This window comes from Neptuniibacter sp. PT8_73 (assembly GCF_047778045.1).
Taxonomy (GTDB): domain Bacteria; phylum Pseudomonadota; class Gammaproteobacteria; order Pseudomonadales; family Balneatricaceae; genus Neptuniibacter.
The window spans coordinates 476,803-490,551 of sequence record NZ_CP180545.1; the positions used below are offsets into that span (position 1 = coordinate 476,803).

The 13,749-nt window shown below is 46.9% G+C and carries 7 protein-coding genes, 2 tRNA genes and 3 rRNA genes; 9 read left to right on the forward strand and 3 right to left on the reverse strand.

Annotated elements, in window-relative coordinates; all coding sequences use genetic code 11:
- Positions 1-1,725 carry a chloride channel protein gene (locus tag ACMXYN_RS02115; protein WP_415893285.1) on the reverse strand — a complete coding sequence of 575 codons (1,725 nt, stop codon included), beginning with the start codon at positions 1,723-1,725 and terminating at the stop codon, positions 1-3.
- 85 nt (positions 1,726-1,810) lie between these two features.
- Here ACMXYN_RS02115 and argC point away from each other — a divergent pair, with 85 nt between their 5' ends.
- The 3 genes from argC to ACMXYN_RS02130 all read left to right on the forward strand — a co-directional run bounded on the left by argC (position 1,811) and on the right by ACMXYN_RS02130 (position 3,845).
- A complete protein-coding gene (gene argC, locus ACMXYN_RS02120; RefSeq protein ID WP_415893286.1) occupies positions 1,811-2,845 on the forward strand; it encodes an N-acetyl-gamma-glutamyl-phosphate reductase in 1,035 nt (344 codons plus the stop codon).
- Between the two features lie 62 nt (positions 2,846-2,907).
- Positions 2,908-3,264, forward strand: coding sequence for an iron-sulfur cluster insertion protein ErpA (gene erpA, locus ACMXYN_RS02125; RefSeq protein WP_415893287.1), 357 nt, complete (start codon positions 2,908-2,910; stop codon positions 3,262-3,264).
- Between the two features lie 128 nt (positions 3,265-3,392).
- Entirely contained in the window at positions 3,393-3,845 is a 453-nt protein-coding gene (locus ACMXYN_RS02130; protein WP_415893288.1) for a hypothetical protein, read from the forward strand.
- Here ACMXYN_RS02130 and ACMXYN_RS02135 read toward each other — a convergent pair.
- Both ACMXYN_RS02135 and ACMXYN_RS02140 read right to left on the reverse strand, forming a co-directional pair.
- Complete coding sequence (locus tag ACMXYN_RS02135) at positions 3,842-4,951, reverse strand: anhydro-N-acetylmuramic acid kinase (RefSeq protein WP_415893289.1); 1,110 nt, start codon at positions 4,949-4,951, stop codon at positions 3,842-3,844. The two genes, ACMXYN_RS02130 and ACMXYN_RS02135, sit on opposite strands and share 4 nt — an antisense overlap.
- 2 nt (positions 4,952-4,953) lie before the next feature.
- Positions 4,954-6,327 (reverse strand): OapA family protein, encoded by a 1,374-nt coding sequence (locus ACMXYN_RS02140; RefSeq protein WP_415893290.1) that lies wholly within the window; start codon positions 6,325-6,327, stop codon positions 4,954-4,956.
- 215 nt (positions 6,328-6,542) lie between these two features.
- Between ACMXYN_RS02140 and tyrS the strand changes: the two genes are divergently transcribed.
- The 6 genes from tyrS (at position 6,543) to rrf (ending at position 13,593) form a co-directional block, all read left to right on the forward strand.
- Positions 6,543-7,838, forward strand: coding sequence for a tyrosine--tRNA ligase (gene tyrS, locus ACMXYN_RS02145; RefSeq protein ID WP_415893291.1), 1,296 nt, complete (start codon positions 6,543-6,545; stop codon positions 7,836-7,838).
- 609 nt (positions 7,839-8,447) lie between these two features.
- A 16S ribosomal RNA gene (locus tag ACMXYN_RS02150) occupies positions 8,448-9,987 on the forward strand.
- Positions 9,988-10,055: 68 nt separating this feature from the next.
- A tRNA-Ile gene (locus ACMXYN_RS02155) sits at positions 10,056-10,132 on the forward strand.
- Positions 10,133-10,155: 23 nt separating this feature from the next.
- Positions 10,156-10,231: transfer RNA gene (locus ACMXYN_RS02160), tRNA-Ala, on the forward strand.
- A gap of 217 nt (positions 10,232-10,448) precedes the next feature.
- Positions 10,449-13,335 (forward strand): 23S ribosomal RNA (locus ACMXYN_RS02165).
- 142 nt (positions 13,336-13,477) lie between these two features.
- Positions 13,478-13,593 (forward strand): 5S ribosomal RNA (gene rrf, locus ACMXYN_RS02170).
- The 16S, 23S and 5S rRNA genes sit together here with 2 tRNA genes alongside, the layout of an rRNA operon.
- Positions 13,594-13,749: the final 156 nt, after the last annotated feature.

Consider the following 13,749-nt stretch of genomic DNA (forward strand, 5'->3'; position numbering starts at 1 on the left):
TCAACTTTTACGGTAAAAATCATTTATTTGATCACGTGTTAATAACCCCGCGATCTGTTTTAAGGAGCTTGTGACACAAAGGGCATCAACGGTTTCGCTGTCCATTAGCTCAAGCGCTTCTTGAAGAGTGGCCTTGCTATCAATGCTTAAACTATCTAAGCGTAGGGCTGCGATTTCCATCACATGAATGTCTGGTATTTCACCTTCATGTTGTTGTAGGTAAAGATGAAGGTCTCCTGGAGATAGAAGGGTATGGCCGTCGCTTTGTGAAACAAGTATCCAGTCTGGTGAAGCCGCAAGAATCGTTTCGGCGCTTTGTTTGGAAATGATGGGGTTACATTTTACATAATTAGTCAGCATCAGGCTTTGTACAGCAGAGCTATTTAAAATCTGAGAAAGTGGTTTATGGCGATAATCCAGACCCTGTAAGCGCATGCTGGTTACAAAAATTGATGGCATGTTAAAGATGTAACGGGCGATCAGATTTGAGACAACAATCGAAATCATTGCCGGAAAGATAATGTTGGGATTGGCCGATAATTCCAATATTGCGACCAGTGCAGCCATGGGGGCATTGACGACCGCACCCATCATACTACCCATGCCGAGTAGGGCATAAAAGCCAGGTTGAGCAACCTCTTGGTCGGCAATATTTGCACCAATGATGCCTAAAGAACCGCCTGCTAAAGCGCCAATAAATAATGCTGGCCCGATGAGGCCAGCAGGTACGCCAAGGCCAAGTGCGATTGGAGTGGCGATGCATTTCGCTAACAATATGCCACCAATAAGAAATAGGCTTAACTGGCCATGTATTACTGCATCCAGGGTGTCGTAGCCCAGCCCCATAATCTGAGGGTAAAACACCGCTGCGGACCCAGTTAGAATGCCTGCACTGAGTAATTTGGTCTTATAACTTAAATTTAACTGATTGGAGCGATTCATAGTGGCGCGCATCAGTGCGATAAACAGCACTGCTAATAACCCGATGATAACGCCTAGAAATGCGACGTAGGGTATCTCCTGTAGAGACTCTATATGTAGTGGCGGTACAGTAAGTAATAACTCCTTGCCAAACATCAATTGTACAACCAATGTGGCGGTTGCAGCTGCAACGATAACCGGCATAAAACCGATTACGGTGTATTCGAGTAGTACAACCTCCATTGCAAATACAACACCCGCTAATGGTGTATTAAACGTAGCTGCTATACCTGCTGCCGTTCCGCAGCCTGCTAAAATACGTAAGGTGTTATTCGGTAGGTTAAGCTTTTGGCCTAACTGGCTGCCACAAGCTGCGCCCAAGTGGACAGCTGGCCCCTCTTTACCTGCTGAGTGCCCAAATACTAGTGCAATGGTTGCTGTTAATAGTTGTACTAACGCGTTACGAAAGGGCAGTTTGCTCTGATGGTACGCCATTCGCTCCAGTAAATGAGCTACACCTACTTTTCGCCTGACAGGATCGACCCGCGATAAAACAATGATGATGAGCAGACTGCCGATTATGGGTAGTGAGAAATGCAGCCAACTAGGTAGCTCTTCAAAATTTTCACTATCGTTTCCGGGAAGAAATGAAGTTAAAGGCAGTTCCAGCATGTAACGAAAAAGGCCTAAAACTAGGCCGCACAGCAATCCGCAGAGTAGTCCGAGAACAACCATCTGCGGTAAAGCTTCGTTATGGGCTAAGCGATAACGAAAATTCTCTAAGGAAAAGCTCTTTTTGGGCATAGACTCGATTATTTATTAATAGTCATAAGGGTCTTAGTTTCTGTATTATACGTTACCAGTTTTTCATCCCTTATGAGAGGTTCCTGTGATTAAGGTAGGTATTGTAGGCGGTACCGGTTATACCGGTGTAGAGTTACTTCGTTTGTTGGCAAATCATCCTCAGGCAAAAGTAGAGGTTATTACTTCTCGCTCAGAGGAAGGCGTCAGTGTGGCTGACATGTATCCCAACCTTCGAGGACACCACGATCTGCGCTTTACCGTACCTGATGTGGGAACGCTAAGTGGTTGTGATGTTGTTTTCTTTGCGACACCTCATGGAGTTGCAATGAATATGGCAGCCGAGCTTGTTGGTAAGGGTGTTAAAGTCATTGATCTAGGCGCTGACTTCAGAATCAAGGATCTCGAGCTTTGGTCTAAGTGGTATGGTATGGAGCACACTCAACCAGAGATGGCTGAATTGGCTGTATATGGCTTGCCGGAAGTAAATCGTGAACAGATCAAAGATGCACAATTGATCGCTTGCCCAGGTTGTTACCCAACTGCGACTCAGCTTGCTTACCTGCCGCTATTGGAAAATAAACTGATCGATCACCGTCGTCTGATTGCTGACTGTAAATCAGGTGTAAGTGGTGCTGGTCGTGGTGCGAAGGTTGGTATGTTGTTGTGCGAAGCGAGTGAAAGCATGATGGCTTACGGCGTGCCGGGTCATCGTCACCTGCCGGAAATTAAGCAAGGTCTTGCCCTGGCAGCAGAGCGTCCAGTACATCTGACATTTGTTCCACACCTAACACCGATGATTCGTGGTATCCATTCTACCTGCTACGGCGTATTAAAAGATCCTGTTGATCATGATCTACAAGCGATCTTTGAAGAACGTTACGCAAATGAGCCATTTGTTGATGTTATGCCTGCAGGTAGCCATCCACAAACAAGAAGTGTTAAAGGTGCCAATGTTTGCCGTATCAGCGTTCATCGTCCTCAAGGTGAAGACACGGTGGTTGTATTATCTGTGATTGATAACCTTGTTAAAGGTGCTGCGGGTCAGGCGGTTCAAAACATGAACATTATGTTTGGTTTTGAAGAGACTGCCGGTCTGAATGTTGTTGGCTTGATGCCTTAATACTTGACTGAATTAGTCGGTTAAGGCGATAATTGTGCTCAGCTTAATTGAGTATGGTCGTTATGATAGAAACAGTTGATCCAATTGCAGAGCAAGAGATGGTATTTACTACTTCTGCCGCTGCTAAAGTAAAATCTCTTATGGAAGAGGAAGAGAATAATAGCCTGAAGTTACGTGTATTTATTACGGGCGGGGGCTGTGCCGGTTTCTCTTACGGCTTCACTTTTGATGAAAATGCTGCAGATGATGACACTGTGATTGAGCGTGATGGTGTGTTCATGGTGGTGGATCCGATGAGCTTTCAATATCTAGTTGGTTCAGAAGTGGATTTCAAAGAAGGTCTGCAAGGTTCTCAGTTTGTGATTAACAACCCGAACGCGACAACAACTTGTGGTTGTGGTTCATCCTTCTCTATCTAGCTGTTTCTGTTCAGCTTAGTCTAAGCTTACATACGATAGTAATAGGTGATCCCTTGTTATGAGGGGGCCTATTACTATATCTTCTACTCTGTCGTAGGTTATTAATTTAAGTCCTCTAGGGGAATAATATGCGTCAGTTGGTCTTTTCTGTTTTTTGTGTGCTTTTTTCTGGCTTGCTCATGGCTCAGCCATTGCAGTCGCCTATATCTCCAGATATCGCTAATGATCGTTATCTAGCGCTGATCAAAAAGCACACCCCTAGTGAAGTTGAAATGCTTTTTCAAAGAGCGAGTATGCTAGTTGACGAGGTAGAGAATCTTTCAGCCTACGAACCGATCGTGTTTGTTTTGCATGGTGATGAAGCGCATGCCTTTCGGCATCAGAATATGAATCAGTACAAAAGCTTGTTAGAGCTTGCTGAGCGATTAGATTCGAATAATGTGATCGATATTCGTGTATGTGAAACATGGATGCGAGCGAATGGTGTAGAGCGCTCGGAGCTACCTGCGTTTATCGATACGATACCACTAGGTCCTGCAGAGCAGGTTAGGCTACGCCAACAAGGCTATCTGTACTTTTAGGCTTGATAGATCGCGCCTAGAATTCGATCTCCTTTTGCGCCGGTAACATTTGGATTGTTGCCGGCTTTCCCATCTAAACAGCGCATAGCTAACCAAGCAAAGGCTGCTGCTTCCATCCAATCCGCGTCAATGCCGATATCGTCACTATTACTGACGTTAATATTTGGTAATAAATCAGATATGCGTTGCGTAAGTGCTTGGTTGAAACTGCCACCGCCACAGATATATAGCTCAAATACCTGGCTAGGAATGTGTGTTTTTATAGCATCGGTTATGCTGGTGGCGGTCAATTCAAGCAAAGTGCGTTGCACATCTTCCGTTTTAATCTCAGGAAGCGTGGTGAGTGTTTGTTCTAGCCAAGCTAAATTGAACTGTTCCCTGCCAGTGCTTTTAGGTGGAGGTTCGGAAAAATACTCGATAGAGCTTAATTGCTCTAAAAGGTCCTCATTAATGGAACCGGTTAGTGCCCATTCGCCATCTTGATCGAAGGGAAGGTCTCGACAGTGCTTGATCCACGCATCTAATAAAACGTTACCAGGACCAGTATCAAAGCCAAGGATGTTTTGCTCTTTAGATTGTGGCAGGAAAGTAAGGTTTGCCATCCCGCCAATATTCAGCAGAATGCGGTTACTTTCATTAGAGTGCAGCATTGCATGATGGAATGCAGGAACCAAAGGTGCGCCTTGACCGTTAGCAGCCATATCACGACGTCGAAAATCTGCCACAGTGGTGATACCTGTTAGTTCAGCAATTTGGTTTGCATCACCTATTTGCAAAGTGAAACCAAATTCTGGACGGTGGCGGATGGTTTGGCCGTGGCTGCCGATTGCTGAAACTTGCTTAGCAGATAAGCCGTTTTTGCTTAAAAGATCATTTACGGTTTTGGCGAAGAGCTCGCCTAAAGATCTATCTACCTTGCCCATTAAGTCAATTTCAAGATCGCCGGGCTGGGTCAGTGTCAAAATATCGTTCTTTAACGTTGCTGGGATCTCTTCAGCGTGCGTAGCTACCATTTCAAAATTTGGTGTAAATCTAACGGCAACTGCGTCGATACCATCCAGACTGGTACCTGACATTAACCCAATAAATAGATCCTTCTGACTCATGCTTAACGATTGCTCTGTGCAAGTGTGGTGGCTTGGTGAGTTTCAAGCTGAGCTAATAAGCTACTCGCCGTTTCCGTAAAGTTACTTCGCTCAGCTTTAGCGATAGGAGAAGCTTGTGGCAATTTAACCGTCAGAGGGTTCTTGTGAACGCCATTGACGCGAAACTCGTAATGAAGGTGAGGGCCGCTGGCAAGGCCTGTTTGACCAACAAAACCAATCACTTGGCCTTGCTTAACGCGAGTGCCGACACGTTGTCCGCGTTTAAAATTGCTCATGTGGGCATAAAGGGTGGTGATATTGCTACCGTGTTGGACGATTACAACATTGCCAAATCCGCCTTTTCTACCACGGAATGTGATTTTGCCTTCACCAGCAGCTTTAATTGGTGTGCCTGTTCGAGCTGCATAATCCACGCCCTTGTGAGCGCGAATGCGATTGAGTACAGGGTGCTTACGGCTGAGGCTGAAGCGAGAGCTGATACGGGCGAAATCTACCGGCGAGCGAAGGAAGGCTTTGCGCATACTATAACCTTCAGGCGTGTAGTAGCTGCTATCGCCTTCGGTATTTGTATAACGAAGAGCTGTGAATTTATTGCCTCTGTTAGTAAATTGAGCTGCAATAATAGGGCCTTCGCCAATTTTTTCGCCATCTAGATAATGTTCTTCATAAATAAGACTGAAATCGTCGTTTTTACGAATATCAAGGACGAAGTCTACGTCCCAGCCAAAGATGCTCGCGAGTTCCATTATTTTTTTACTGGAAAGTCCGGCTTCTTCGCCAGCTAGAAATAGCGAGTCTTTGATTGTACCGGCTGTGAATTGCTGTCTGACTTCGGGCGTTCTGATAACAGAGTCAATCTGATAGGCGCCGTTAGCATCTGTATATAGCAGAGTGTATTTAAGTTTGGATTCGATATGTTTGAGCTTGCTTAACTTACCGTTCTCAATGACGAAGCTTAATGTTTGACCAGGGAATAGACGGGTGAATGCTTTGGTTTCTTTACCTGCAGCAGCTACATGATAAACATCACGTGGTGTTAGTCCTGCTTTTTTAAACATGGACGTTAAATTGTCACCATTACCTACAGTATATTCGACCCAGTTATCTTTAGGTATGGAAGGGGTTGCAGTAGCTGCTTGGGCTGGATTAGTTTTGATAACTGCTTCGGTTGATGTTGTTTCTGCGCTAGAAGTAGTTGATTTAGTAGATAGAAGCGGCGCAGTAGGTGGAGCGGTTGGTAGATCGCCGCGAGTAGCTTCAACTTCTTGTGATGGAAGCAGTAAGAGAGTCAGGCCTAAAATAAGTACGCAGGCACTGACAGCCACTAAGTGAACCGTGGGAAATTTTCCGCGGAACTGTTTAACGCGATTTAGCACCCTATACCCCTTCATTATTATATTGGGTTGCTGAAAATTAAGCGTTGCATTATGCCACTGTCTTTAAAGAAAGTCGGCTTAGTTGAATAAAACTTAAGGATTGCTTAACGATAACTCAGAAAAATTGCTGAGAACTTATTTGTTTGCAGGCTAAGCAAGGGCTAAAATAGCCACTTCGAATTTTTTAGCCGTAATTTAAAGGGCAAGCAAAAGCAATGAGTGAAGCACTATTAAACGACCTACAAGCGCGCGGGCTAGTTGCGCAGATGACAAGCGAAGAAGATTTGGCAAAGCATCTTGCTGAAGGCAGTGTGACTCTTTATTGCGGCTTCGACCCTACAGCCGATAGTTTGCATATTGGTAGTCTAGTACCACTGCTAACGCTAAAGCGTTTTCAAGAGTTTGGTCACAAACCGCTTGCACTTGTGGGTGGGGCGACTGGTCTAATCGGTGATCCTAGTTTCAAAGCACAAGAGCGTAAGTTAAATGATGATTCAACAGTAGCAGGTTGGGTTGAGAAGCTTAAAGCTCAGGTTAGTGCGTTTGTAAATTTCGACTGTGGTGCTAATAGTGCTGAAGTTGTGAATAACCTAGATTGGACGCAAAACGTAAATGTACTAACTTTCTTGCGTGATATTGGTAAGCACTTCTCTGTTAACCAGATGATAGCAAAAGAGTCAGTGAAGCAACGTATTGATCGTGAAGGTGAAGGTATCTCTTTCACTGAATTCACGTACATGATTTTGCAATCGTATGACTTCCAGCAGTTAAATGCTTCTCATGGTTGTACTCTACAGATCGGTGGTTCTGATCAGTGGGGTAACATTACGGGTGGTACTGAACTGACTCGTCGTATGAATGGCAATCAAGCATTTGGTTTGACGCTACCGCTTATAACTAAATCAGACGGTACCAAATTTGGTAAAACTGAGTCGGGCACTATCTGGCTAGATGCAAACAAAACATCTCCATATGCTTTCTACCAATTCTGGCTACAAACAGCAGATGCAGATGTATACCGATTCCTAAAATACTTCACGTTCTTGCCTGTAGTAGATATCGAAGCGCTAGAAAAAGAAGATGCTGAGCGCGAAGGTCGTCCAGAAGGTCAGCGCGTTCTAGCAGAAGAGGTAACGCGCCTTGTTCATGGTGAAGAAGGTCTAGCTGCGGCTAAGCGTATTACCGAAGCGCTGTTCTCAGGTGAAACATCGGAACTAAGCGAACAGGATTACGCGCAGCTTGCTCAGGACGGTTTGCCGTCATCTGTGATTAACCCAGAAGAAGTGGCTGAAACGCCTTTAACGACTATCTTATCAGAAGCGGGTATGGCGCCAGGCGGCAAACAAGTTAAAGATGCGCTACAGCGAAATGCAGTTATTGTTAACGGAAAAGCACACGGCTTTGAAGATAACATGAAAGCGACAGAGGTGTTCGCTGAGTCAAGTGCGCGCTTTGGTAAGTACTTCTTAGTTAAGCTAGGTAAAAAGAAACACCATCTATTCTCTCTTTAAGTCATAAGAGGGAAAATAAAGAAGGCGTTGAGGTAAAACTCAGCGCCTTTTTTGTATCTGTTGGCTACTATTTAAACGCTACTGATCAACCCTTGATCGATTTATGGTGTTTTGTAAGTTTTTTTCAACTTTTTTCATTTTTTTTAAGATTGGGTGTTGACCCTTTTTCAGATGTCTGTAGAATTCGCCGTCCTTGCTTAGGGAGGCCGCCAAAACGGGGCTGTTTGAGCTAAGCGAGGTGCTTAGTAAGTGATTGAAAACATTGGTTTTTCAGATTGCTTACGGAGCAGGATTCAAAGTCCGGTTGCTGAGTAAAAAATTTTACAAAATTGCAAAATAAACGGTTGACTTTGAATGAGCGCACAGTAGAATATGCGCCTCGCTTGAGACGAAACGCTGAGTCAGCGGAGAGTCAAGAAAGCAACGCTCTTTAACAATTTGATCAGATAATTCGTGTGGGCGCTTGTTGAGAAGAAGCAAACTTTTTCTAGACAAGCAACCAAGTGAATTCATTTAAAGCGATTTACAAAGGTTTAACGTTCTTAAGAATGTTATCCGGTTGTTTAGTACTAGAGCCCGTTACCACATTCCTGGTAACAACAATGATTTAAACTGAAGAGTTTGATCATGGCTCAGATTGAACGCTGGCGGCAGGCCTAACACATGCAAGTCGAACGGTAACATGACTAGCTTGCTAGTTGATGACGAGTGGCGGACGGGTGAGTAACGCGTAGGAATCTACCCAGTAGCGGGGGATAAGCCAGAGAAATTTGGTCTAATACCGCATACGCCCTACGGGGGAAAGCAGGGGATCTTCGGACCTTGCACTATTGGATGAGCCTGCGTGAGATTAGCTAGTTGGTGAGGTAATGGCTCACCAAGGCGACGATCTCTAGCTGGTCTGAGAGGATGATCAGCCACACTGGAACTGAGACACGGTCCAGACTCCTACGGGAGGCAGCAGTGGGGAATATTGCACAATGGGCGCAAGCCTGATGCAGCCATGCCGCGTGTGTGAAGAAGGCCCTAGGGTTGTAAAGCACTTTCAGCAGTGAGGAAAGGTTGTAAGTTAATACCTTGCAACTGTGACGTTAACTGCAGAAGAAGCACCGGCTAACTCCGTGCCAGCAGCCGCGGTAATACGGAGGGTGCGAGCGTTAATCGGAATTACTGGGCGTAAAGCGCGCGTAGGTGGATTGGTCAGTCAGATGTGAAAGCCCAGGGCTCAACCTTGGAACTGCACCTGATACTGCCAATCTAGAATACGGTAGAGGGTAGTGGAATTTCCTGTGTAGCGGTGAAATGCGTAGATATAGGAAGGAACACCAGTGGCGAAGGCGACTACCTGGACCGATATTGACACTGAGGTGCGAAAGCGTGGGGAGCAAACAGGATTAGATACCCTGGTAGTCCACGCCGTAAACGATGTCTACTAGCCGTTGGGAGACTTGATCTTTTAGTGGCGCAGCTAACGCGATAAGTAGACCGCCTGGGGAGTACGGCCGCAAGGTTAAAACTCAAATGAATTGACGGGGGCCCGCACAAGCGGTGGAGCATGTGGTTTAATTCGACGCAACGCGAAGAACCTTACCAACTCTTGACATCCAGAGAAGTTACTAGAGATAGTTTCGTGCCTTCGGGAACTCTGAGACAGGTGCTGCATGGCTGTCGTCAGCTCGTGTTGTGAAATGTTGGGTTAAGTCCCGTAACGAGCGCAACCCTTGTCCTTATTTGCCAGCACTTCGGGTGGGAACTCTAAGGAGACTGCCGGTGACAAACCGGAGGAAGGTGGGGACGACGTCAAGTCATCATGGCCCTTACGAGTTGGGCTACACACGTGCTACAATGGCCGGTACAGAGGGCCGCGAACCTGCGAGGGTAAGCTAATCTCAGAAAACCGGTCGTAGTCCGGATTGGAGTCTGCAACTCGACTCCATGAAGTCGGAATCGCTAGTAATCGCGAATCAGAATGTCGCGGTGAATACGTTCCCGGGCCTTGTACACACCGCCCGTCACACCATGGGAGTGGATTGCACCAGAAGTAGCTAGCTTAACCTTCGGGAGGGCGGTTACCACGGTGTGGTTCATGACTGGGGTGAAGTCGTAACAAGGTAGCCCTAGGGGAACCTGGGGCTGGATCACCTCCTTAAACGAAAGCCGATTCTCGGCAAGCGTTCACACGAATTATCTGATCAGAGAAGTTAAGAGCAACGGTGTAGGCTTGTAGCTCAGCTGGTTAGAGCGCACCCCTGATAAGGGTGAGGTCGGTGGTTCAAGTCCACTCAGGCCTACCAATAATAGCCTTACTGTTTTCTTTGGGGCTATAGCTCAGCTGGGAGAGCGCCTGCTTTGCACGCAGGAGGTCTGCGGTTCGATCCCGCATAGCTCCACCATCATCCTTCGGGATGAGAAGGAAGAGTTTTAAAACATATTGTCGGTTTTGACATTATCTTTTAAAGCTTTTTTGCTTTAAACGCTCTTTAACAATTTGGATTTGATTCATTTGATTTAGATTTAAGACATGTAGTTTTACTGCATGCGCCAATTCGGCGAAATCTATCGTTACTAGCAATACAAGTTACTGTGATTCCAGACGCCTTCGGGTTATATGGTCAAGTGACTAAGCGTGCACGGTGGATGCCTTGGCAGTCAGAGGCGATGAAGGACGTTGTAACCTGCGATAAGGTTCGGGGAGGTGGTAAACAACCTTTGATCCGGACATTTCCGAATGGGGAAACCCACCTATTTATAGGTATCTTTTAACTGAATACATAGGTTATTAGAGGCGAACCTGGGGAACTGAAACATCTAAGTACCCAGAGGAAAAGAAATCAACCGAGATTCCCTAAGTAGCGGCGAGCGAACGGGGACTAGCCCTTAAGCTTTATTAGATTTAACAGAACACTCTGGAAAGTGTGGCCATAGTGGGTGATAGCCCCGTATGTGAAAGGTCTTTTAAAGTGAAATCGAGTAGGACGGCACACGTGAAACGCTGTCTGAATATGGGGGGACCATCCTCCAAGGCTAAATACTCCTGACTGACCGATAGTGAACCAGTACCGTGAGGGAAAGGCGAAAAGAACCCCTGTGAGGGGAGTGAAATAGACCCTGAAACCGTGTACGTACAAGCAGTGGGAGCCGTTTTCGGACGGTGACTGCGTACCTTTTGTATAATGGGTCAGCGACTTACTTTTAGTGGCAAGGTTAAGCATTTGCGGAGCCGTAGGGAAACCGAGTCTTAATAGGGCGTCCAGTCGCTAGGAGTAGACCCGAAACCGAGTGATCTATCCATGGGCAGGTTGAAGATGCAGTAACATGCATTGGAGGACCGAACCGACTGTCGTTGAAAAGCCAGCGGATGACTTGTGGATAGGAGTGAAAGGCTAATCAAACTCGGAGATAGCTGGTTCTCCTCGAAAACTATTTAGGTAGTGCCTCGTGTCTAACCATGGGGGTAGAGCACTGTTTCGGCTAGGGGGTCATCCCGACTTACCAACCCGATGCAAACTCCGAATACCCATGAGTTCAATCACGGGAGACACACGGCGGGTGCTAACGTCCGTCGTGGAAAGGGAAACAACCCAGACCGTCAGCTAAGGTCCCAAAGTTTATGCTAAGTGGGAAACGATGTGGGAAGGCTTAGACAGCTAGGAGGTTGGCTTAGAAGCAGCCACCCTTTAAAGAAAGCGTAATAGCTCACTAGTCGAGTCGGCCCGCGCGGAAGATATAACGGGGCTAAGCATAACACCGAAGCTACGGATGCACTTTGTGCATGGTAGAGGAGCGTTCTGTAAGCTGTTGAAGCGGAAGCTGTAAGGCACCGTGGAGGTATCAGAAGTGCGAATGCTGACATGAGTAACGATAAGGGAGGTGAAAACCCTCCCCGCCGGAAGACCAAGGGTTCCTATCCAACGCTATTCGAGGTAGGGTGAGTCGGCCCCTAAGGAGAGGCTGAAGAGCGTATCCGATGGGAAACAGGTTAATATTCCTGTACTGCTCATAACTGCGATGGGGGGACGGAGAAGGCTAGGCTAGCGCGGCGTTGGTTGTCCGCGTTTAAGATAGTAGGTTTAGAGCTTAGGTAAATCCGGGCTCTTTTAAGACCGAGAATCGATGACGAGGTCCTTTATGGACTGAAGTAGTTGATGCCATGCTTCCAGGAAAATCCTCTAAGCTTCAGGTTATGACTAACCGTACCCTAAACCGACACAGGTGGTCAGGTAGAGAATACTAAGGCGTATGAGAAAACTCGGGTGAAGGAACTAGGCAAAATGGCACCGTAACTTCGGGAGAAGGTGCGCCGGTTTTGGTGATGGGACTTGCTCCCTAAGCTGAGGCCGGTCGAAGATACCAGGTGGCTGCGACTGTTTATTAAAAACATAGCACTCTGCAAACTCGAAAGAGGACGTATAGGGTGTGACGCCTGCCCGGTGCCGGAAGGTTAATTGATGGGGTTAGCGCTTGCGCGAAGCTCTTGATCGAAGCCCCGGTAAACGGCGGCCGTAACTATAACGGTCCTAAGGTAGCGAAATTCCTTGTCGGGTAAGTTCCGACCTGCACGAATGGCGTAACGATGGCCACACTGTCTCCACCCGAGACTCAGTGAAATTGAAATAGCTGTTAAGATGCAGTTTACCCGCGGCTAGACGGAAAGACCCCGTGAACCTTTACTACAGCTTCACAGTGGACTTTGACATTACTTGTGTAGAATAGCTGGGAGGCTTTGAAACCCTGTCGCCAGATAGGGTGGAGCCACCTTTGAAATACCAGCCTGGTAATGTTGAGGTTCTAACCCAGTTCCCTAAGCGGGATCGGGGACATTGTGTGGTGGGTAGTTTGACTGGGGCGGTCTCCTCCCAAAGAGTAACGGAGGAGCACGAAGGTACCCTCAGCATGGTCGGAAATCATGCAATGAGCGCAAGAGTAGAAGGGTGCTTGACTGCGAGACAGACACGTCGAGCAGGTACGAAAGTAGGTTCTAGTGATCCGGTGGTTCTGTATGGAAGGGCCATCGCTCAACGGATAAAAGGTACTCCGGGGATAACAGGCTGATACCGCCCAAGAGTTCACATCGACGGCGGTGTTTGGCACCTCGATGTCGGCTCATCACATCCTGGGGCTGAAGCCGGTCCCAAGGGTATGGCTGTTCGCCATTTAAAGTGGTACGCGAGCTGGGTTTAGAACGTCGTGAGACAGTTCGGTCCCTATCTGCCGTGGGCGTTTGAGATTTGAGAAGAGTTGCTCCTAGTACGAGAGGACCGGAGTGAACGAACCTCTGGTGTACCGGTTGTGATGCCAATTGCATTGCCGGGTAGCTACGTTCGGACGGGATAACCGCTGAAAGCATCTAAGCGGGAAGCCTCCTTCAAGATGAGATCTCACTGGGAACTTGATTCCCCTAAAGGGCCGTTGAAGACTACGACGTTGATAGGTTGGGTGTGGAAGCGCTGTGAGGCGTTGAGCTAACCAATACTAATTGCCCGTGAGGCTTGACCATATAACGCCCAAGGCGTTTGGCAAGTGACTTGTAAGATATGTAAGACGATAGAGAGTAACGAATTAGCGCGTAGTTGAGCTACAGTCGAAAGCTTATCTAGATCAAATAAAAGAAGAATCAGATCTAAGTTGTAACAGTTTTGCTTGGCGACCATAGAGTTGTGGAACCACCTGAATCCATCCCGAACTCAGACGTGAAACGCAACATCGCCGATGGTAGTGTGGGGCTTCCCCATGTGAGAGTAGGTCATCGCCAAGCATTTATTTAAAGAACCCCTGATCGGAAACGGTCAGGGGTTTTTGCTTTATGTGGCCATCTAAACAAATACACTCTCCATCTAGCATCTAGCATCTAGCATCTAGTTAATCCTTTTGATGGGATTTTGCGTATATTTCCCCTACACTTCGCACTCGT